The organism is Pedobacter frigidisoli, from assembly GCF_032678525.1.
GTDB lineage: Bacteria > Bacteroidota > Bacteroidia > Sphingobacteriales > Sphingobacteriaceae > Pedobacter > Pedobacter frigidisoli_A.
Genome location: NZ_JAVTSE010000001.1, coordinates 216,216 through 239,264, shown reverse-complemented (window position 1 = coordinate 239,264; position 23,049 = coordinate 216,216). Strand labels below are relative to the sequence as shown.

Here is a 23,049-nt window from a genome sequence, read left to right as displayed (position 1 = left end):
CGCCAAAGTTGATTCGTATCATATTTTAAACTTGGATTGATGAATCGATTGAAAGTTATAAAATCTGTTGATACGAATTGATTGAACCTTGGAATACATTTCAAAAAATGTGGATACCGCTATAGTATTAGGCATCTTGAGTATTTGCTAGATTTATAATAGATATAATTGTATGGTGTAAAATGGACAAATTTAAGTCGATAGGGAATTCGGGAAAAATCTTACTTTTTCTACTCATGCTATACGCGGTTACTAGCCCTAATCCGTTTCAAACAGTAATAGCTGCTATTGTTCCTTTTATTCTATTTTCTTGTTTATGGAAGAAAAATGAAGCACCATTTCTTTTCATGGGACTAATGCTGCAATGGTCATCAGTGAATATAAAGGTATTTTATGCTAATTTTGAGGGAATTGATTTTACAGCAACCTTTGATAATTATAAAAATATACATGAAGCTTTCATTTTAGGAAATATTGGGTTAATAGCTGTTGCACTTGGAATTTTTTTAATGATTAAAAATTACGAACTTCCTGATAATGATTATGAGGCTTTAGCATTATCATACGATTCAAGAAGAATTATCCCAATCTATATTATCGTTACTTTAATATATCCACTTATATCTGAAGGTTCTTTTCGTTTTGGAGGACTTCAACAACCAATTTCTAAGCTAGCCGATTTTAAGTGGATGGTTTTTTTCATTTTCATGGTAAGTTGCATTTATACAAAGCAGTTTAAGCTATTTTCGATAGTTGCAGTTGCGGAAGTAGTGATGAGTTTGACAGGATTCTTCTCCAGCTTCAAGGATTATTTTCTAGTAGTTTTCGGAGGTATTTTGTTGATCTATAGTAAAGATCTAAAATTCAAACAAGTTTTACCACTTGCTGGGATAACTATCTCATTAATTTACATGATTATCATATGGCAATACGTAAAGCCAGAATATAGAAAATACTTATCAGGGGGCCAGATAAATCAAAATGTTGTAAGAACCACCGGAGAATCCCTAAATAGGCTCGGTGAGCTGGTCGGAAAGGTGGATCAGAACGCAATAGATGTGGGCTTCAAACAAACTGTAGACAGATTGGCTTATATTGATTATTTTTCTGCAACAATAGATTATGTTCCCAGGGTCATACCACATACTCATGGGAGACTATGGGGCGATGCTGTTGGAAGAGTTCTCCAACCCCGGATTTTATTTCCAAACAAGTCTGCAATTGATGATTCTGAAACGACAAGAAAGTATTCCGGAATATTTGTTGCTGGTACCGAACAAGGTACATCAATCAGTTTGGGCTACATCACGGAAAATTATATCGATTTTGGAGTTCCAGGTATGTTTATCAGTTTATTTATTTATGGTTTACTGATAGGAACGGTTTATAAATATGTGATGACTAGCAGTCCAAACAAACTAATTGGGACAGGAATGATTATACCATTATTTATACTTATTTATATGTTCGAATCGGCTTTAAACAAATTGGTTGGAGGATTACTAATGTATTTGATCACATATGAATTAATCCGTCGGTTTGCATTAAAAAAATTCTTAAAGCAGATAAGTATTTAATTTGAAAATAATCCAAATCACTGCTTCCTATAAACCAGCTTACATCTACGGTGGCCCTATACAAAGCGTTGGAAAGTTGTGTGAAGCCCTAAATAGATTCGCCATCATCAGTTCAGAAAATCCTGGCGATGAGTTGCAGGCCCAGGGGAAAGAGTGTAAATTAAATATTGAAGTACTCACCACTACGGCCAATGGTGGGGAAGAACTAGATGTACAAACTGAACATCCAATCTTGGTTGACGGTGTTCAGGTAACTTATTTCAAAAGGTGGACAAAAGACCACAGTCATTTCTCACCAGGCTTATTATCACACTTAAGAAATGAGATCCTTCGTTACAAACATAATGATAAGCCAATTATACATATCCATGCCTGGTGGAACCTGGTTTCTGTGTTAAGTTGCTTTATTGCTAAATGGTACAAAGTGCCTATTGTACTGTCGCCAAGAGGTATGCTTACTGCCTATAGTCAGAATAACCGCAATTCCTTTTCAAAGAAACTGTTACATACTCTTATCGGAAAAAGGCTTTTAAAGCATTGCCACATCCACGCCACAAGTGAACAGGAAAAAAAAGATATTGAGAGGATTGTATCTCCGCAAAGTATCACAGTCATTCCGAATTTAGTGGGTTTTGAGTATCAGGAATCAGGTAGCATGTATCAAGAAGCAGTCTCAGCGTATCAAGAAAGGGAGGTTCCTTTTAGATTAATCTTCTTGTCACGGATCGAAGAGAAAAAGGGTTTGGAACTATTATTTGATGCTTTAGCACAATTGGAGATAAACTGGCAGCTCACCATCGCCGGCTTGGGTAATGATGAATATGTAAAACGCCTTAAGGATAAAGCAGAAAGCTTGCAAGTTAATACACGGATCAACTGGATCGGTCAGGTAAACAATGATGAAAAGTACAGGTTAATGGCGCAGCATGACCTGTTGATACTTACTTCATACAATGAGAATTTTGCCAACGTAGTGATAGAAAGCCTGAGCGTAGGTACCCCTGTTTTGATTTCGGATCAGGTTGGGCTATCAGATTATGTAAAGGAAAAAGATTTTGGTTGGGTGACTGTTTTGAATAAGGATAACATATCAAAAGAAATTATAAGGGCTGCTGATGACAGGCCGAAACGGAATCGAATAAGGGAATCAGGACCAGCAAGAATCAGAATGGATTATAGTGATGAGGTTTTGGTGGAAAGGTATGTTGAGATGTATCAATCGGTAATTGACGGTCATTCAACTTAATGTTTCGGAAGTGGAGATTGCCGTGGTCCTGAAATACTCCCTCTCAAAGACGAAATAGAGAAATGAACAAAGCATTTAGTTTTATCATATTAACTTATAACGAAGAAATTCATTTGCCCCGCTTATTGGAATCCATTAAATCGTTAAGAGCTCCACTCTTCATCTTAGACAGCGGCAGCACAGATGAAACATTAAGCATAGCCGCAAGTTACGGCACTCAGGTTAAAACCAATGCTTTCGAAAATCACCCAAAGCAATGGGATTTTGCATTGAAGCATTTTGATATTCAAACCCCCTGGACCATTGGACTGGATGCGGATCAGATTGTAACGCCGGAACTGTTTGAGATGCTGGAATCATTCAATGATGAAAAACATCAGGACGTAAATGGCATCTATTTCAGTCGCAAGAATTTCTTTCAAGGGTCCTGGATCCGTTATGGTGGCTACTACCCCATCTATCTTCTGAAAATGTTCCGTACAGGTATTGGTTATTCTGACCTTAATGAAAATATGGATCATCGCTTTATCGTTCCCGGTAAAACAGTGGTATGGAAAAAGGGGCATATTGTAGAAGAGAATCTTAAAGAAAATGACATTGATTTTTGGTATCAAAAACATGAACGTTATAGCGACCTGATTGCACAGGAGGAAATTGAACGCATGCAAAACCTCAGGAAGCAATCCCTGAACCCTACCCTTTTTGGAAATCCTGATGAGCGGAAAGCCTGGTTGAAACGTTTATGGTGGAAGTTACCCTTGGGCATCAGGCCTTATCTTTACTATGGTTTCAGGATGTTTTTCCAACTGGGTGTATTCGACAATAAAACCGCCAGACGTTTCCATTATCTCCAGGGCTTGTGGTTTAGGAAATTGGTGGATCAGAAAATCAAAACGCTCCAAAACCGACAATAAATTAAATCTCAGGATATAATTTTTATCTTTAACTTAATTTTAGCCGAACAAACAAGATGGACGAAATACAACTGAAAGCCGCGAAAAGAGAAGCTGATAAGAAAGCGATTAAATTTGTAATTGCATTGTTTGTGCTTTACATAATCTTTAGTCAGGGCAACATTTTTATGAATAGTGTGATGAGTCCGGGAGGAAGGTTTTACAACGCCAGCATTGCGGAGCATTTCAATTACATTCAGGGATTAAAATCGGGGCTGATTATTCCAGCGGTTTGGATTATTAAAGCTTTTGGCTTCTATGCCATTTATAACGATTCGGATGTGATGGTGGTTGCAGGGCCTTACCTGCGCGTAAACTATTCTTGCTTGGGTTTGGGAGTGATGAGCTTTCTCGCAGCATTTGTTTTGGCTTTTCCTGCTTCATGGAAATCGACCTGGAAAATGATGGTAATCGGCCTGGTAAGTATTTACATTTTAAATGTTTGCCGCATTGCCGGGCTAGGTGTACTGCTTGGTTTCTTTCAGTCTCAACGCCAAAACTTTACCTATCACCATGAGATCTTCAATGTAATTGTGTACATCTGTATTTTTACGATGCTGTATTTCTGGATCAGGAAAAATACCAGAAAAGCCATTCCAAAAGCGGATAACGATAGCGATCCAACAATCGGCTAACATCATCATTTTGCAAAAAACACAACTCCATAAGAACTTTAATACCGGCGGATATCAGATCGGTGCATCCAGACTGAAGCAGTTTTTATGGTACTTTACAGATGTGTTTTTCTTCAGGAGTGGCATCATTCCGGTTAGTACAGTACTGGTATTTTTATTACGCTTATTTGGTGCCCGCATTGGCAAAGACGTTAGGATTAAACCTGGCATCCACATTAAATACCCCTGGAAAATGAACGTGGGCGATTACTGCTGGCTGGCAGATTGTTACATTGAGAATTTAGATTGGGTAAGCATAGGTGCAAATTGCTGTATATCGCAACAGGCCATTTTGATGACGGGAAACCACAACTACAGTAGAACTTCTTTCGATCTCATCACTAAACCCATTGTACTTGAAGACGGTGTTTGGATTGGGGCAGCAGCTAGGGTTTGTCCGGGGCTAACCTTATCCAGTCATTCGGTATTAACGATGGGCAGTACTGCGACAACCAATCTGGATGCTTATGGCATTTATCAGGGTCATCCTGCTGTTAAAGTAAAAGACAGGAATATCAGTTGATCAAAGTTCCCATCATTATGCTGCATCATGTGGATGATGCTCCGGCAACAGGAACCGAAGGCTGGACAATTAGTACCAAACAGTTTAATGTATTGCTGGATGGCATACAGCAACTCGGACTGGAAACCACCACCTTCGAAGAAATTTTGCAGCAGGGCTGGACACTGCACCAGCTAAATAAAAAGGTGATCCTGACCTTTGATGATGGCGCAGCGAAATTATTCGATTTCGCCGTACCGTTATTGATACAGAAAGGCATGAAGGCTGTTTTCTTTATTCCGACTGCTCAAATTGGTGGCTACAACGAATGGGATGTTAGAAGCGCCAACACCCCTAAAATTGATCTGATGGATGCTGCCCAACTGCGCTACCTATCTGAAAATGGAATGGAAGTAGGTAGTCACGGTCATGAGCATTTATATGGACACAAGATTACAGAAAACCAGTTCATCAACGAACTCCACAACTCTAAAAACATCCTTGAAAATATTATAGCTAAACCAGTTGTTTCCTTTTGCTATCCTTATGGAGAGGTTCCTGAGAATTATAGACAATTGCTTCAGGATGCTGGTTACCACTACGGCACTTCTATTTACCAGGCTTTCTCCAACCGCTATGCCTTACGCCGGATCGGTATTCATGCCGCAGATACCAAAAGGTCAATCACTTTCAAATTATCGAAACGCTATGCCCTTTATCGCTGGCTAATTGATAAAGTGTTGAAGGTGGTTAAATGACTTTTACCGTGGAAGGGTTGCTACATTTGGTGTTGTGCTAATAACCCCTACTTTCCATATTTGCCCCTTCTCATTGATAATTTCTTTAAAAGAATTAAACCTGTACTTACCCCTTAGCTTTTGCCAGATAACATCGTGTCCTTTAAAATCGCACATCGAAATAATTAACCTTCCGTTTTTCGCGAGGTTGTGTTCAACACACTTCTGTATCGTTTTTAGGGGCTGGTTAAAATAATATAGGGTCTCATTGAAAATGATCAGGTCGGACTGTCCTTCTAGATTGTTATAGTCGAAATCCAGCTGACGAAAAGTGGCGCCAGGAAAGGTTTTCTTCGCCATTTCGATTGCCTTACCAGAGATGTCAATTCCGAGATAATCAGCGCCCTGCTGGTTGCTGTTTAAATAACTGTACAATACCCCCTGGCCGCAGCCTACATCCAGAATACTTCCGTTTTTCTCCTTTACACACTCAACGATGTGCTGATAATGCGCTTCCTCGTCTTTTCCATACAGATAATTCCATGATCCATCAGCAAACTGCTGCTCCCAGATGCTTCGTGACACCCGGTTTCCAAAGCCAAACCGGGATAAGAACAGATTATAAGATTGACGACGGACTTTATTTTTAATTCTATCTAAAAGCAACTTCATAAAAACGGGAAAAGGGCTACCAATAACGACGAGAGAAAGATAGCTTTTTGAAATGAGAGTTCACAAAAAAAGGTGCAGAAAAACTTCCTGCACCTGGTTAAGCGAGCGTAATCTAACCTATTTCTTATCCAGCAGGATAGCGATTTCCACATCCAGTTTCTTCTGCAGGATTTCGCCTTCGAAGCCAATGGTACGGAACTGCATTTTGCCTTCCTGATCGATGACGGCAATAGTGGGGATGAGCGTGAAGCCCACTTTTTCGCCAATGTTTTTATCGTTATTGAAGTATACTGGGAATTTGTATTGCGGGTTTTGCTTTACCCAGTTCCGGGCATCGTTAATGGTATTATTGGCACCACTGTTGACCACCATAAACATCACGTTGGGGTTATCCTGGTATTTTTCGAATACTTTATGAAAGTAAGGCATTTCCTGCATACAGGGCACGCACCAGGTGGCCCAGAAATCGAGAATGACCACTTTTCCATTCATCATAGCGGCAGTAACGGGATTGCCCTGCAGATCGGTAATGCCGGATAAATCGGGACCGGGCTTATTCATCATCAGGTTTTTGGTTTTCGCGGTAAGCTGCTGAATTTCGAGCACTTCGAGTTCTTTTACTTTTGCGCGGAAACTTTCTTCAGATTTATTGTAGCTGAGGAAGCTGATTTTTGCCTTTGCGAGGATGAGTGAATCTGTCGGATTTTTGATGAGCAGTTTCCAGAGGGCATTAAAAGCCTGCTCATGATCGCCCAGCTGACTGAGTACCTGCGCGGCATTGATGGTGGCTTCGCGATTGGCCGGTTGCTGAAGTGCGCGAGCGGTAAGCACTTTGGCTGAATCGGTATTTTTTAAGCGAAGGTAGTTAAGCGCTTTGATGGAAAGCAGTGCGGCTGTCGCATCTGCCACGGCCTGCCTGCGCGTACTATCGGGCACGTAAGATGGAATGTAGCCGAACTCAGGAAAATAACGGATAATGCCCACTGGCCACTGGTTAGCGATGGCCAGTGCTTTATTGGCATAAGAAATGGCCGCTACCGGTGCAATGTTGCTTTCGGTTAACTTAACGGCTATACTTTTATAGGTTTCGGGTGTATAGGGATTAATTTTGGCATATAGTTTTGAAGCATGCGCCAGGGCTTTTACCGAATCGCCATTGGCAGCATATAAATCAAAAAGCATTTTGTGTATACTTTCGGAACCTTCTTCACCGGGCTGATCGCCTTTTTTGAGCATGGCTTCGAGTTTGGCAATTTTGACCGTGGTATTTTTCTCCTCGCGGGAGATGATGGACGCTTTCAGGTCTTTAGACAAATCGGCATTGGGATAGCGTTCCATGACCACTTTGCGTACGGAATCGAGGCGGGTTTTTTCGCCGATCATGAGGTAGCCCATGGTTACCTGATTCATGTTTCCGGGAAGGGTTGGGTTTTCTTCAAGCCGGGCGGCAATGATTTTACGGGCCTGCTCACGGTATTGCAGTTTTTCGGCAGGGCTTTTAGCTAAAGCCATTTTTACCACCATTTGCGCCACCTTTGCCTCATAGTTATCAGGATTGTTGGTCAATTCCTGATTGATTAGATCGAGCTTATGCTGCTGCAAATCGGGCGCTTTAGGCATTTGAGTAGAGAGGCTGTAGGATTCGTGTAGGAGGCTGCTTTTAACCCGCTTGTTGCCCTGATATACTGGCAGTGTATAGTGATTATCGGCAGCTGGTTTTTGCAGCGTTTCACCACTTTGCAGGTAGAAGGTGGCAAAGGTTGCAAAGCGCCCGGCTTTGAAACTCGCTGTCCACAGGTTACACTTTTTGATCATCGGCATTTTCCAGGGCAGATCGTAAAAGGTGGAATAGGTAAATACAATGGTTACCGATGGCGCATCGGCCGGGATACTGGCACCGGGTGCTGCAGGGTTATAGGTAATGGTAACGGAATCGCCCCGCTGTATTTTTTCGGGTGTGGTGATTACTGCCTGCGCCTGTGCCTGCAGGATTGCAGACACAAACAGGAGCAGCACTATGGTGATGTTTTTCATAGGTAAGATTTTTAATAGCCTGGATTTTGAACCATATTCGGGTTGGTGCGCATGGCTTCGACAGGGATAGGAAACCAGATTGCGGTAGACTTCCAGCCGGTTTTCGTGAGGCTGAGTACATCATCAGCACGGGTTTTAGCTGCATCGCCTGAAGTGCTTTTCCACCTTTTGAGGTCGAACCAACGATGGCCCCATTCAGAAAACAGCTCTACCCTTCGCTCCTGCTCCACCTGTGCCATGGCGATGGCCTGGCTTGCCGCGGTAGTTAAAGGCGCGAGGCCGGCACGGTTGCGGATGATATTCAAATCGTCTTTAGCATCACCCAACCTGTTTAATTGTGTACGCGCTTCAGCACGGATAAGGTAAGCTTCGGCAAATCGGAGCACCATCGAGTATTCGGTTGCCGCAGCACCCGCTGTACCTAAACGAACTTTATATTTAAATGGAAAGGTATGCTGCACTGGTGGAACGGCCGCACTTGAATATTGACCTACCCAGTTGGTATAGCGCCTGTCGCCCGCTTCAAAACCATTCTCCAGACCAAGGGCGCCCTTAGTTAAGCGGTACAGAGGAACACCGGTTGATACGATGGTATTGCCTTCCCAGGTATTTCTTCCGTTGAGGGTATTTACCACCTGCAGTTGCCAGATGGCCTCGTTACTGTTTTTCAGAAACACTTTACTGATGTGTGCCGCATTGTTGGGATCGGTATTGTTTAACAGCGAATATTGACCTGTGGTGGCAATGACTTCAGTGGCCTCCGTTTCAGCTAAAGCATTACTACCCGTATAAAGGTAAGCGCGGGATAGCAAAAGCGTGGCGGCAGTTTTATTAGGCCTGATGCGTTCGGCATTGCCCGGATAAGCAAGTACCAGTAATTGTTTGGCATCTTTTAAATCCTGAATTACGGATGCATATACTTCGGCTTTTGGTGTGCGGGCTTTGCTGGTATTGGTGAGCACATCGGTATTTAAAATAAGGGGCACATCGCCAAAGAAGTTAACGAGATAAAAGTGGCAGAATGCGCGTACGAATTTGGCCTCGCCCAGGAGCTGGTTTTTAACGGCAGGCGTTAAGGTAGTAGAGGCAGTTACCCCTTCGATTACCGCATTGGCACGGTAGATGAAATTATAAGGCGTAGACCACATTAAGCCCACATAGGTATTGCCCGGTGTAAGGGCGTTGTTTTTAAACTCATCGAAGTTAGCCAGTGTGGAGCCGTATACAAACTCATCCGCCGCCATGGCGCAGGTGAAACTGGTAAGCACGTTGGCAAACTGATAGTTGAAGGCATTCATATCGCTATAAATCCCCACCATGGCCGCGGTGGCTGTGGCATCGGTTGTGAAAACGCTGGAGGTGACCAGCTGATCTTTAGGATCTTCGATATTTACATATTTTTTGCAGGATACTGCTGAGCTTAATACTGCTACGGTTAATATATAATAAATAATTTTCATTGGAATAGAGTTAGGGATTAAAATGAAACCTGTAAGCCAGCGGTGTACACACTTAAAGGCGGCAAAGCGTATCCTTTTGTTTCAGGATCGAAACCGTTGTAACCGGTGATGGTGAACAGATTTTGTGCCTGCAGATACAAAGAGATGTTGCTGAATTTCCAGCTTTTTAACAGCTCGGCAAAGTTGTATTTAAGGGATACATTTTTAAGCCTGATGAATGAAGCATCGCCCCAGTTTGCACTGGATAAACGATAATTATTTTGATAGGCGGTATAAATGGGTTTACCGGCCGTGGTACTTGCACCCGGAATGTTTGCCGGTACGCCTGGGGTAGTCCACCGATCGAGTGCACTTAGGTCTTTATTACGGAAGGGATAACCATTTGAATAACTCAGGTAGCCGTAGTTTAAGCCCGGCCCTTCTTGTTTCACGAACTGGATGAAGAAATCAAGACTGAAGTTTTTATAGGTGAAGCTGTTTTGCAAACCACCATAAAACTGAGGCATGGTATTACCCAGGATAACCAGATCCGCTGGATCGGTGATGGCTTTATCGCCATTGACATCCCTGAACTCAGGCACACCCGTTTGTGTGTTTACTCCAAGGTAATCGAAGCCCATGACAATTGATAAGGGCTGACCGATAAAATATCTGTAGGCATCGCCTGAAGTTTTAAGATCAGGATATTCGAGGAGTTTATTTTTAGCGAAAGTGATGTTGAAAGAGGTGTTCCAGGAGAAGTTTTTATTCCGGAAGTTAACTGAACTGATCTCGAGCTCGAGGCCTTTGTTTTCTACCAATGCCGGGAGATTAGCTACGTACTGAGTGAAGCCCGATTGTGACGACAGGGTACTGCCGATAAGCTGATTATCGGAACGGTTACGGTAGAGGTTTGCCGTAAGAAGCAATCGCTCGTTAAAGAAACCCAGATCAATACCGGCTTCGAATTTTTTGTTTTTCTCCCAGCTGTAGTTGGGGTTAGGAAAACGGCTGGGAGATATCCCTGGAAGGCCACCATAAGGATAACTTACCGGGCTCCAGCTATCGAGAAACTGGTAATCGCCAATCTGATCGTTACCGGTGGTACCGAAACTTCCCCTTAACTTACCGAAGCTCAGGAACTTCAGGTTATCTTTAATGAAGCTTTCGTTGCTGAACAGCCATGCTGCACCCACGGCGCCAAAGTTACCGAAACGGTTATTAGGTCCGAATTTTGAGGAACCATCTCTACGGAAAGTTCCGTTTACAATGTACTTTTCATCCCAGTTATAGGTTAACCTTCCAAAAACCGAAGTATAACGATATTTGGTATAGGCGTAGGTACGTGGGGTGAGTACAGTGGCGGCCTTCATGTTTTCGAGCTGTAAATCGCTTACATAACCACTGCCCTGCAGCGATTCAGTTTCGCGCACGCTGTGCTGCCAGGTACCTCCTACCAATGCCGAGAGGTTTCCTTTGGCCAGCTTTATATTGTAGTTTAATTGTGGTTCAACGATGTAAGAATTTAACTTCCCATCACCATAGTTGGCCGAGCTGCCGCTGTAGGTTAATGGATTGAAGCCCAGCTTGGGAAAGGTTTGGGTTTGATCCATATTCATGCGGTTGAAGCCGGCAGTGACCTTAGCATTTAAGCCTTTCAGGATCTCGTAACTAAGCGAGGTATTGCCGAAGATATTAGTGGTGTTGCTGGTACTGGTGCGTTCGAAGTAAGCCATTGGGTTTTGCTCGTTACCAAACCAGTAGTAGTTGCCCTGTGCATCGTATACGGGATAATTGGGGGCCAGATTGAAAAAACTGGTGACATCGCTGGGTAGCGTATTGTTCTGATCGACGGTGTATTTAACGGAGCTGGTAAATTTGAACTTTTTATCTACAGAAGTGTGGTTGAGTGAAAAGTTAAGTGCACCCCTTTTGTAGCCTAGATCTTTAGGCAGAATTATTTTTTCATTTCTGAAGGTTCCGCTGAGCAGGTAATTGGTTTGTTCGGTTCCCCCGCGAAAGCCGAGTTGAACTTCACTGAGGTTGGCCGACTCGCCAATGAGTTTTTCCTGCCAGTTTTGATCAAGGGTTTGATCCCACAGCAATAAATCTGGTGCCTGTGTTTCGGTTGGGGTTACAGCATCTTTAGCATAGGCTTCGCGGCGCATGGCCAGGTAGTCGGCAGTGCTGAGCATATCTACGCGTTTATTGAGTGAAGATAATCCGGTAAATACATTGGCATTAAATTCTCCTTTGCCTGACTTTCCTTTCTTAGTGGTGATGAGGATGACGCCATTGGCACCTCGCGAGCCATAAATCGCGGTGGCATCAGCATCTTTCAGGATATCGATCTGCTCGATATCGGCAGGGTTGATGCTGCTCAAAGGACTTTGATTGCCGTTTGCACCGGTAAACTGGCTGAGACTTTCGGAAATAAAAGGTACGCCATCTACAATGTAAAGAGGATTGTTACCTGCTGTGATGGAATTTTGTCCTCGGAGGCGTACGTTATATCCTGAACCCGGGTATCCGGTAACGGAAGAGATATCTAAACCGGCTACACGACCCTGAAGCGCTGCCAGCGGATCGCCAACTGGCTGATTTCCGATTTGTGCGGCACCGATGGTGGTTACCGAACCCGTGTTATTTCGTTTGGTAGTGGTACCGTACCCGATTACGACCACAGCATCAAGCGTACCAACAGCAGGTTTAAGGCTGATGATGATGTTTTGGGTCGAGCTGATGCTGACTTCTGTATTTTCATACCCAATGTAACTGAATACCAGTACATCGTTAAGGGATGCCTGGATATTAAAATTTCCTTTGCTATCGGTAACAGCCTGGATACTTTTGCCTTTGACTTTGATGGATACGCCCGGCATGGAAATGCCTTTTTCATCTTTCACGGTACCGCTGATGGGTTCGGCCGCAAGCTGAACGGGTTTAACGTTTTTGCGGGTGATGATGATGCTGTTGTTAATGGCTTTGTACGACAAGCCGGTATTCTCCAGCAATACATCGAGCAGTTCTTTAACGGAGCGATTTTGAGCAGGCAGCTGGGGCGCATTGATGCCGGCGAGGATTTCGTTTCTGTAGGCGAAGCGGAATTCGGTTTGCTGTTCGATGCGGCTAAAGGCTTCTTTTAAGCTACCACCCTGGAAGCCGGCAGAGAGGTGAATTTCCCGCAGGTTTTGGGCAGCGGTATGGGTGGCAAATAAGCTGTTGATGGTAAAAAGCGAAATCACTAACAAGATTGCATTTACTTTCATAAAAAATCCCAGTTTTTGGATAATGGTATAGCGACAAGCCCACGGACATAGACTTGCAAAAGGTGTATAATTATAATACATTGCAATGGTTTTAGATTGTTCGATAAGATGATTGAAAACTGTTGTAAGCCCTGGTGGCAGCCGGGGTTTACTTTTTTCTAAGGTTGTGGTTTTTAGGTCGGGGAGATTTTGTAATTCATTTGTGGTTTGGTTTATAGGGTTGAGTTGATTTATTTAATTGGTACAGCCAGGGCCATCGATGAACAATTGATTGCCTTTAAGCTCGAAGCTTACACCTGTGATGGAAGACAATACCTCAGTTACCTGACTGAGATCGTTCCGGTTTAAAAAGGCAGCTGTAAAGCGGCAATCTTTTACCTGATCGGTTTTAAATACGACTTTTACTTTAAAGCGCGCGGCAATCATATCGGCGGCCTTCGCAAGTGAGATATCATCCATGATGAGATCCTGTGCTTTCCAGGCGATGGCTTCCTCCGCATTGATGTTAATTTTTGACTGTGTTTCTTCGCTTGCATGCCAGCTGATCTGCTGATCGGGAGTAAGTATGGCCAGCGTTTGTTGAGCACGCTGAACCATTACTTTTCCACGCGTTACTGTTACCGTAACCGACTTTTCGTTATCATAGGCAGATATATTGAAAGCGGTACCCAATACAGTAGTTTTTATTTTTCCGGTATGAATGATAAAGGGGTGTTTGCGATCGTGAGCGACATCGAAAAAGGCCTCTCCTACCAGTGTTACCTCGCGGTTTTGCTTCCCGTCGAAAGTATCCGGGTAATCGAGGTGACTGTTTACATTAAGCTGTACGGAGGTGCCGTCGGGCAGTTTTACCCATTTGCGGCCGTTGGGTTTTTCGGCACCTGACTGCGCTATTTCTTGTTTAACTGTTTGATTGGATACTTCATGTGGCTGAAGTGCCCACCAGGCGGTGGCGCAAACAACAAGTATGGCTGCAGCGTATCCGATCCATTGCCATTGCGGGGAGCGTCGGGGTTTATTGACTGTACGCTGTTTGATGTTTTGATAAAGCTGATCCTGATTGGGTAGTCCTAGCTCCTCTCCGCTGGTTTCGAAGCCCGACTGAAACTCAAGCATGGCAGCCTCCCATTCGTCGGCGTATTTATCACTTTGCATCAACGACAGTACCTGCTCAATTTCGCTTTGAGAAGCCTCGTTTTGTATGTACTTCAAGAAAATTTGCTTGATTGACTGTTCCAATTTGCCTGGTGTTTATTAGCATAACACATAAAGGCGGTGGTACATGTACTCCGGATGAAAAAATAGTTGTATTTTTTTTCAGAAAGTTATTTTAGGGTGAAAAGCAGGAGCAGCGCACCGTTTTTAATGAGGTATGCTTTGATGGACCGGATTGCCTTGACCATCTGGCTATTGATGGTGCTGTCTTTAATGCCGAGTTTTTGTGCTGCCTGTTTATAGGTGTATCCATCACCATGGCACAATTCATAAATCTCCCTTCGTTTTGCCGGAAGTTGTGCAATGGCGTGGTCTAAAAACTGGCGGGTTTGCCTGTACTGGGTGAAGGCAAGTCCATCTTCGGCAGAATCGAACGCATGTGCGGCAATTTCATCACTGATCCATTGTTCTCTGCCGGCATTGCGGATAATATTCAGGGAAAGGTTGCGCGCAATTGTAAAAAGATAGGGTTTAATAGAGGTGCTGGTATCGATCCTGTCGGCATTTTCCCAGAGTTTGATGAACACTTCCTGTACTACATCCTCACTTATAGAGGGGGATTTGAGGATTTTTAATACGAAAGCATAGATGCTTTTAACGTGCAGTGCATAAATTTTAGCGAATGCGGTTTCCTCTCCGAGTTTAAAACCGGATAGTAAAGCCTCCTCTGAAATATTCACCACACGCATACTCTACAAAATTAGTAGATTTAATTAAAAAACAGAATGTTTCTGTTAAGGCCTTAAAAATAATACAATTTATTTAAGAAATGGTGGAGTGTTTGCTGCCGGGTTGGGGATATTGGACTGGATTAATACCTTTGTGGTGCTGCCGGGGGTTATTTTGCCGGTGCATATAACTTTTAACCATGAATGTAATACTGGCTTCTACCTCGACTCTGTATGGGGGAGAATATTTAGCTTATCTGAAAGCTGAAATCATTGAACTTTTTACCGGGATTGATGAGATCATTTTTATTCCTTATGCCAGGCCTGGTGGCATGAGCCATGATGATTATACGCAAAAGGCCAGAAGCTTTTTTGAGGGCATCAGCATCAAAGTAAAGGGGCTGCATGAGTTTTATGATCCGGCTTTGGCTGTTAGTGAAGCAAAAGGCTTTTTTACTGGTGGCGGGAATACCTTTCTGCTGGTAAAGACCTTGCACGAACTGGGGTTGATGGCTGCAATCAAGCAGAACGTGGTACCAGGCAAGCCTTATCTCGGCTGTAGTGCGGGCAGTAACATTGGCGGACTGAATATGAAAACCACCAACGATATGCCGATTGTTTACCCGCCATCTTTCGAATGTATGGGACTGGTTCCTTTTAATTTAAATCCGCATTACCTGGACCCTGACCCGACGCTAAAGCATAACGGGGAAACCCGGGAAACCCGAATAGCTGAGTTTTTAACGCAAAATGAGGTGAAGGTTGTGGGTTTGAGGGAAGGCAACTGGATTAGAAGGGTTGGCGATTGCATTACTACAGAGGGAAGCGAAAGCACCAGGATATTTGAACGGGGGAAAGCGCCTTACGAGCTGGCGGCGGGGGAAAAGATATAACACAATACGAGGTCTTTGATATCTGCTTATCTATGCTTTGAAAAAGGACAGTTGTTTATTTAAGGACTAAAACAAATACCTGATTACAGGTAGATTTGTATAGTTAGTTATCATTATTTTTATCTATTTAAGACAAATTATCGACCATTGGCATTAGCGTTGCAGTTGGGCTTTTCAAAACTTAAAAAGAAATCAATGATGAAAAAAACAACAAAGCTAACTACGGCAGCCAAAGGATGTGCATTTGCATTAATATTAGGCGCAGTGCTGCAACTTACATCCTGCTCTAAAAGCAAAGATATTAATCCAAGCGATGAGGAAATTCTAAGCAAGAAAATAGAAGAGATTATTCCGCAAAAGTATGTGGATAGCCTTACCAAACTTGGTTTTGTTATCAATACAGGCACAACACCTCCAAATATCAATGGCACTTACTTATTCAAGCCTTTCACCATAAAAAGCAGTAATATCCCCTATGATACTTATCAACCAGGTTATGTGCTTATTGATGGAGTTATCAAGCTTTATGAGCAAAGTACCAGTGATTTCAGCATAAAAATGTTGGGCAGGAATTTCATTGGTGCAGCAGATACCAGTGTGGTAACGGCCATTAGTGGAAGTGGAAATAAATTTACTGTTTACGGAAAAGTTAAAGCTTACAGAAATGGTGGTTATAACTTTTTCGCATTTTTAATGTCTGGAGAAAAAGATGGTAATAACATTAAAAATGGAATAGCAGGAATTCTGAATATAGATGATTCTCACACTGGTGCTAATACCATTGCCCAGGGTCAAGGCAGGGTTGCTTATGATGGCGATTATGCTTCAGGACCTACAGATTTTAATAGCAAAACTGCTTTGGCTAGCCAAAGCGTCACCATGGTAGCTAAATGATTCTAGCGCCAATAACACAGTGAACGGCTTAGTAAAAAGCTAGGCAAATTATTAAATGATAATCAAAGCATTGCACGGTAGCTTAGATAAAAAAGCAGGAGAATTCATTTATATCATCCCATTAAATAAACAAAAATGGCCACCTCAAAGGTGGCCATTATATTGAATGTATGCGGATAAATTAAAAGTTACTTACTGTTGAAGTATCCCACCACAGGCGGGATGCAATATCATCTTTGCCTGAAGTTAAGAAAGTAGCGGCTTCTGCAACTGCCGGAGCATTTCCGGTTCTTTCGGCATTAACAAAAACCAGACGTTTAATCCATTGATCGGCTGGGATTACACCCCAGGTTGGTCCGCTGTCGTTTTTGGCCACATGAGGAATTTTAGGGTAACCGGTTCTGCGGAAATCTACCCATGCTTCTAAAGTATTGGTAAAAGTTGCCAGGTATTTCTGGGTAATGATTTTTTCCAGTTTCAATTCATTAGAATCGCCTGCGTTCCATGCTACGGTAATGGTAGAAAGTGGTGTAAAGTTATTTTTACTGTCTTTCGGATCAATATAACTGATGGGTTTGCTGGTCGCATCGGCCAGATAAGCATCTACTCCTGATGCGCCCCAGTCGGCAAATGATAAGCGGACACCATCTTCGTAATTAGTTTTGGCATCACCGGCACCAGCCCAACCTCTTAATGCGGCTTCAGCTTTTAAGAAAGATATTTCGGATGCGGTGAATCCCCTTCTTTTTTGAACCGTTTTAAAGTCGGCGCTCACTGTTGAGAAGGATAACCTGTCGTCTTTCGCATTTACGTAGCCCCCGTTACGAATACCTTTGAACTTATAGGTAGGATGATCGGTAACTAATGAAGCATCACTTACTTCGGCAAAATATTTAGATATACGTGCGTCCTTTAAGCCTACCATGAAAGATTCAATTGGCCCGCCCATACGCGTATCCTGCCAGTCGAAAGAGATCATGGATACCGGCATTACGTTTCCATTTAAGGCAATCATGAAGTTATCGGCATTAGTAGTGATTAATCCTGCCGGATCAGCCAGGGCTTTTTCACCCTGTGTTTTCGCTACAGTGGGACTTATTTTAACAATACGCATAGCCAAACGCAGACGGATAGAGTTGATGAGTTTTAACCATGAAGGTATCGATCCTTTGTAGCTTTGATCGAACTTGGTGAAGCTTGTATATGTTAAATTAGCTTTAAAATTAGTTTCGATCTGATCGAGCTGTGTGAACAAGTTAGTATATAAATCTGATTCTTTATCGTATTTGATGGTGCCGAGACCGCCGGTACCGTAATTAGAAAAAATTACCGGGCCATGGATAGCAGTTAATTTAGAGATAGCCAGGATACGTACGAATTTAGCCCAGTCGCCAAACAATGGTAAGTTTTTCTGTTGAGCAAGCTCTATTACCTGCTTTGACGGAGACATTACACTGCTGTATACACGATCCCAATAGGCATTCCACTGAAGATAATAAGTGGTGTTATTGACATTTGAGGTAAAAGGTGTTGGGGTACCCATGTAACCCATCCAGTTATCGTAACATAAATCTTCCTCAATCTGTCCGCCCATCAGGTTGTAGAGCATTACGGAGAAAGGAGATCCGACAAGGTTGAAATCCTGCTCTAACAACTTATCTGTTATTTGATTGGGATTGGTATTGATATCTTCGAAATTCTTGGTGCAGGAGTTGAAAACAATCAAAACGAGCACCATTAAACATAATTTTTTCATTATTGTACAGTATTAAAAGTTCAACTTAAGATTTACGCCGTAAGAACGTGTTGCTGGTACAGCAAACACATCATTTGCCTGCATGCTGTTGTTGGTACTCATTGCCTGTTCAGGATCGAACGGTGCTTTTTTGTAGAAGAAGAATAGGTTACGGCCAATCAGCGATACTGATGCAGACTTGATGGCTGAGCCTTTTAATGGAATATTGTAAGCTAAGGATACCTGTGCTAAACGAACGTTAGTACGGGAGAATACGTATGGCTCCATGATACCGTTTCTATCGCCCACTGCCTCATAGTACGTTTTAGGATTGATTGATGTGACCACCGTAGTACCCTGAATGGCACTTACCGGAATTCCACCTGCATCGCGCGCGTCTGCAGTTCTTTTACTTACCCCATAGGAATCAAGAAATGCTTCGGTTTTTGAGAAAGCTACGCCGCCAAATTTGGCCGATACTAAAGCACTTAAAGTGAAGTCTTTGTAGCTGAAGGTGTTGTTCCAACCCGTAATAAAATCTGGATTTAAGTTACCTACATATTCTTGTGTTGCCGTTTTTGTTGGTCTGCCATCTCCATCGAGGATCAGCTGGCCGGCTGCATTACGTGCAAATCTGTAAATGTATAAATCATTAAAAGAACCACCGGATTTGATAATGGAGTTGAAACCTTCACTGTCGCTTCCCACCTGATAACCCGGATTATCGGCAATCAGTTCTACAATTTTATTTTTGTTTTGCGATAAGTTAACGGTAGTATTCCATTTGAAGTTTTCTGTTTTTACCGGATCGCCGCCTAATGTTAGTTCGAAGCCCTGATTGGTTACTTTACCTGCATTTACATAATAGAAGGTATAGCCTGAACCAGATGGTGCTGTTAGTGATAAGAACTGATTGGTACTTGAGTTTTTATAATAAGTAAAATCAAGGCTTAAGCGATCGTTGAGGAAACGACTTTCTAAACCAATCTCGTTACTGATGATTTTTTCGGGTACCAGATTGGCAAAAGGTGTTTGCGTATTTCTGGTGATACCGCCGATTCCATCAGGTGTTCCAGCGCCACCTATGGTATTTCCAGGATTAATGATATTATAAGGTACTTCATTACCTACCTGAGAGGTTGACGCCCTTAACTTTAAGAAGCGGATGGCATCGGGCATGGTGATCATCTGGCTGATGATTGCAGAGAGACCTGCTGAATAGTAAAAATAAGAATCGTTACCCGTTGTAGCCAGTGTAGAGGCGTAATCATTACGTCCGGAAAGATCTAAATAGATCATATCTTTATAGCCCAATGATGCATTGGCAAACAGACCTTGCTTTTGAACCCTGCTGTAGGTTTGGTTCACAATGACATTGTAAGGCAGGTTGGCAAAACTGAAAAAGTTAGGGTACTGTAATGCGTTTGTACCATTGTTGAAAGTCATCCCATCATTGAAGGTATAATCCTGTATACTCGCCCCCAGTACACTGCTTAAGCTAAATTTACCGAAGTTGTTATCATAGGTAACAATAGCATCACCGTAGAGTGCTTTATCGTTGTATTTGGTGTAATTCCAGGTACCATTAGAGCTAACACTAACCGGGTTACCGCCCGCAGCGTAACGGTAATCTAACAACTTATCATTATAGTCGATATTTCCACGCACATCGAATTTAAAATGCGGGGCAAAGGCATAAGAAGCTTTTGCAGTTGCGATAACGCGGCTACTGGTTGTGAGTTTCGGATCTTCATTTAATTCCCAGTAAGGATTGTTTTGTTTTTCTTCAGTAGAGTACCAATTTTGTTTATTCAGATTGCGGGTTGCATCGAAAATCTGATAGTTGTTTTTATAATAGTCAAAATCTCTTTCGCGGGCGAACAGATACAAGCCTGTTAACGGATTATTGTAATAGCCTGCTCCCGGACGGTTTTTAGATTTTTCGTAAGAAAAACGAACGTTTCCGCTTAGCGTAAGTTTATCATCAAATAATTTGGTTTCCTGGCTTAAGGTTACATTATGTTTGTTATAGTTACTGGTTGGGACAACACCTGATGCATAGTTATTTCCATATGAAAAGTATGTCGTTGTTCTTTCGTTCCCACCGGATACCGATAAGGTATTAATGGCATTTACGCCAGTTTGAAAGAAGTCGTCAATATAGTTGCTCTGATAGTTACCTTTTACCGGTGACCAGCTCTTGTCGGCACCGCCCTCGGCACCATAGCTATACTGAAACTCGGGCAAGGTAGCAACATTACTAAAGTTGAGCGTAGAGTTTAAAGCGATGGCTATTTTACCGGCCTGACCTTTTTTGGTGTTGATGAGGATTACACCGTTAGCACCCTGACTACCGTATAAAATAGCACCATTGGCGCCTCTTAAAACCGTTACGGATTCGAAATCATCCTGATTTAAAGCAGAAAGACCATCACCACCATCGGTGCCACCGTATGAGCCTGGTTGCCCGCCTTTATTATTTACTACAGGAACACCATCAATTACGAATAAAGCTTCACTGCTTCCGGCAATTGATTTAGATCCCCTAAGAACGGTTTTGGTTGAACCACCTACCCCGGAGTTACTGATGCCGATATCGACACCGGCAGCTTTACCACTGAGCGCTTCCATGAAGTTAGGCGCCCCTGCTTTGGTTAATTCGGTACCAGCTAATTGTTGTGCCGCATAGGTAAGCGCACGCTTTTCGCGTTTTACACCTAAAGCGGTTACTACAACCTCGTTGAGGTTAGCCTCACCAGAAGGCAATAGTTTGACAGTTATATTCGTTTGCGTACTGATATTGATTTCCTGAGGCGTCATGCCGATATAGGAGATAACTAAAATGGTAGCATTATCGGGCACATTCAGCGAAAACTTACCCTCAGAATTGGTTAAGGTTTTTGCACTGGTACCCTTTGCTACCACGGTTGCACCTGGAAGCGGATTTCCAACCTCATCGGTAACCAGACCAGTGATGGGTTTGAAGACTGACCGAAGCCTTGTACCCGGGGTGTTCACTAACCCGGATGGGTTTGGAATAATGCCTGTATTTCTGCCAATACCCCCTGCCCGGGCATTATTTTGTAAACTTAGCGCAGCGGCACTGAGAAGTGCGAGCTTGATTACGCTTTTGGTGGTGCTGGAAAATGCTTTTTTCATGGCACACCTTGTGGAATAGAGTTTCCTCATTTTCATACCTGTATTAGTTTAGTTGTAGTTAAGATATTTGTTAGTTTGTTCAGGAACCTGGACTAAACAAGTGCCATACAAACTGGTCATTCATTTATTGTACGCCTTTAGCGCTGATGATATTCACATATTGCTGATGGATAGCGATTTGTAGTTAAACGATTTATGATTGTTTGGCGGATACACTCCATTAATTGCACTTAAATACAAGTATAACAACTTATTTTACTGTTTATAAAATAGGGCTAGACACTCACCGATCAACACACAATTTGCTATTATTGCGAATCTAACTTCCTTTAAATTTTGAAAAACTTAAGAGAGACGAAATTTATAACTGTTTAGTCAAACATATATGAAAATACGCAACAATGTTTGTAAGAAAAAGATTTTTTGTTGTAAAAATCCGACTTGTTATTTTTTTAGTAATTTAACGTCTTCAATATCCCTATTTATCGCGAATGCAAAACCGTTTAATCAGACATACTTATTCTTTGCTTAACGCTGATCAGGTTCAACTCACCTTAACCTGGCGATACAAGGGCATTATCAGCCCATACGCCCGTTTTTATTATATAGAATCGGGCGAGGGACAACTGCATGATGCGCAGGGAACGGTGAAACTGGAAAAAGGTTATTTATATCTTATACCAAGTTATACCATGTGTGATATGCTATGTACGGATACCATGTCGCAGTATTTTGTTCAGTTTTTTGAAGATTCGGAAATCGGATTTTCCATGTTTGAAGAGATTAAAGCGATTGTCAAAGTTCCGGCATCGGAACTGGATGTGCAGTTGTTCCGTCGTTTGATTGAGATTAATCCGAACCGTGGGATTAATAACTCCTACGACCCGAAAACTTACGAAAATGAGGCGTTTTACCAGTATTGCCAGAAGTTAAATTTAAATCAGGGCCTGGCGGAATTTTATGAAACGCAGGGGATATTGAAGCAATTAAGCTCAAGATTTTTGGCAAGTAAGGAAGCCTTTGCTCACGAATACAATCAGCACTCGAAAATGATTTTTGAGGCTAAATCTTATATATTGAAAAATCTCGACAGCGAGTTATCGGTTGCTGATCTGGCCGGCCGCGCCAATCAAAATACCGATTATTTTTCAAGGCAATTTAAGCTTCAGGTTGGTACACGCCCTTTACACTATATTAACCACAAACGAATTGAACGGGCGCAGTACCTGATGGCTACCAGCTCCATGAACTATACGCAGATAGCCTGTTCGCTGGGTTTTGATAACTTATCTTATTTTTCGAAAAGCTTTAAAAAAATCACCGGTTTATCGCCGGGGGCTTATAAGAAACAGGTTTACCGGGAGGCGATCCGCTGATTTTTG

General features: G+C 42.5%; 17 protein-coding genes. 9 read left to right on the top strand and 8 right to left on the bottom strand.

Annotated features, from left to right (window positions below):
- Positions 1-182: 182 nt before the first annotated feature.
- From R2Q80_RS00955 to R2Q80_RS00930, 6 genes are all read left to right on the top strand, one after another.
- Complete coding sequence (locus R2Q80_RS00955) at positions 183-1,577, top strand: hypothetical protein (RefSeq protein ID WP_316797794.1); 1,395 nt, start codon at positions 183-185, stop codon at positions 1,575-1,577.
- Between the two features lies 1 nt (position 1,578).
- On the top strand, positions 1,579-2,823 hold the full coding sequence (locus R2Q80_RS00950) for an XrtY-associated glycosyltransferase XYAG1 (protein WP_316797793.1): 1,245 nt from the start codon (positions 1,579-1,581) through the stop codon (positions 2,821-2,823).
- A 62-nt stretch (positions 2,824-2,885) separates the two neighbouring features.
- Positions 2,886-3,737 carry a glycosyltransferase family 2 protein gene (locus R2Q80_RS00945; protein ID WP_316797792.1) on the top strand — a complete coding sequence of 284 codons (852 nt, stop codon included), beginning with the start codon at positions 2,886-2,888 and terminating at the stop codon, positions 3,735-3,737.
- Positions 3,738-3,793: 56 nt separating this feature from the next.
- Positions 3,794-4,411 (top strand): exosortase Y, encoded by a 618-nt coding sequence (gene xrtY / locus R2Q80_RS00940; RefSeq protein ID WP_316797791.1) that lies wholly within the window; start codon positions 3,794-3,796, stop codon positions 4,409-4,411.
- A 10-nt stretch (positions 4,412-4,421) separates the two neighbouring features.
- Entirely contained in the window at positions 4,422-4,973 is a 552-nt protein-coding gene (locus R2Q80_RS00935) for a WcaF family extracellular polysaccharide biosynthesis acetyltransferase (RefSeq protein WP_316797790.1), read from the top strand.
- Complete coding sequence (locus R2Q80_RS00930) at positions 4,970-5,710, top strand: polysaccharide deacetylase family protein (protein WP_316797789.1); 741 nt, start codon at positions 4,970-4,972, stop codon at positions 5,708-5,710. The genes R2Q80_RS00935 and R2Q80_RS00930 overlap by 4 nt, the downstream gene beginning before the upstream one ends.
- 3 nt (positions 5,711-5,713) lie before the next feature.
- On the opposite strand, the gene R2Q80_RS00925 is transcribed toward R2Q80_RS00930, so the two are convergent.
- The 6 genes from R2Q80_RS00925 to R2Q80_RS00900 all read right to left on the bottom strand — a co-directional run bounded on the left by R2Q80_RS00925 (position 5,714) and on the right by R2Q80_RS00900 (position 15,007).
- Positions 5,714-6,361 carry a class I SAM-dependent methyltransferase gene (locus R2Q80_RS00925; RefSeq protein ID WP_316797788.1) on the bottom strand — a complete coding sequence of 216 codons (648 nt, stop codon included), beginning with the start codon at positions 6,359-6,361 and terminating at the stop codon, positions 5,714-5,716.
- A gap of 117 nt (positions 6,362-6,478) precedes the next feature.
- Positions 6,479-8,395, bottom strand: a complete 1,917-nt coding sequence (locus tag R2Q80_RS00920) for a redoxin family protein (RefSeq protein ID WP_316797787.1) — start codon at positions 8,393-8,395, stop codon at positions 6,479-6,481.
- Between the two features lie 11 nt (positions 8,396-8,406).
- Complete coding sequence (locus R2Q80_RS00915; protein WP_316797786.1) at positions 8,407-9,855, bottom strand: RagB/SusD family nutrient uptake outer membrane protein; 1,449 nt, start codon at positions 9,853-9,855, stop codon at positions 8,407-8,409.
- Positions 9,856-9,872: 17 nt separating this feature from the next.
- Positions 9,873-13,103 (bottom strand): TonB-dependent receptor, encoded by a 3,231-nt coding sequence (locus R2Q80_RS00910; protein ID WP_316797785.1) that lies wholly within the window; start codon positions 13,101-13,103, stop codon positions 9,873-9,875.
- Between the two features lie 234 nt (positions 13,104-13,337).
- Positions 13,338-14,315 carry a FecR family protein gene (locus tag R2Q80_RS00905; RefSeq protein WP_316797784.1) on the bottom strand — a complete coding sequence of 326 codons (978 nt, stop codon included), beginning with the start codon at positions 14,313-14,315 and terminating at the stop codon, positions 13,338-13,340.
- A gap of 113 nt (positions 14,316-14,428) precedes the next feature.
- Entirely contained in the window at positions 14,429-15,007 is a 579-nt protein-coding gene (locus R2Q80_RS00900) for an RNA polymerase sigma factor (protein WP_316797783.1), read from the bottom strand.
- A gap of 179 nt (positions 15,008-15,186) precedes the next feature.
- Between R2Q80_RS00900 and pepE the strand changes: the two genes are divergently transcribed.
- Both pepE and R2Q80_RS00890 read left to right on the top strand, forming a co-directional pair.
- Positions 15,187-15,879: a dipeptidase PepE gene (gene pepE, locus R2Q80_RS00895; protein WP_316797782.1), complete on the top strand. Its 693-nt coding sequence runs from the start codon at positions 15,187-15,189 to the stop codon at positions 15,877-15,879.
- Positions 15,880-16,074: 195 nt separating this feature from the next.
- Positions 16,075-16,773, top strand: coding sequence for a hypothetical protein (locus R2Q80_RS00890; RefSeq protein ID WP_316797781.1), 699 nt, complete (start codon positions 16,075-16,077; stop codon positions 16,771-16,773).
- Between the two features lie 181 nt (positions 16,774-16,954).
- Here R2Q80_RS00890 and R2Q80_RS00885 read toward each other — a convergent pair whose 3' ends face one another.
- Positions 16,955-18,529, bottom strand: coding sequence for a SusD/RagB family nutrient-binding outer membrane lipoprotein (locus R2Q80_RS00885; protein WP_316797780.1), 1,575 nt, complete (start codon positions 18,527-18,529; stop codon positions 16,955-16,957).
- 12 nt (positions 18,530-18,541) lie between these two features.
- Entirely contained in the window at positions 18,542-21,667 is a 3,126-nt protein-coding gene (locus tag R2Q80_RS00880; RefSeq protein ID WP_316797779.1) for a SusC/RagA family TonB-linked outer membrane protein, read from the bottom strand.
- 491 nt (positions 21,668-22,158) lie between these two features.
- Here R2Q80_RS00880 and R2Q80_RS00875 point away from each other — a divergent pair, with 491 nt between their 5' ends.
- Complete coding sequence (locus R2Q80_RS00875; protein WP_316797778.1) at positions 22,159-23,043, top strand: AraC family transcriptional regulator; 885 nt, start codon at positions 22,159-22,161, stop codon at positions 23,041-23,043.
- The last annotated feature ends 6 nt before the right edge of the window (positions 23,044-23,049 follow it).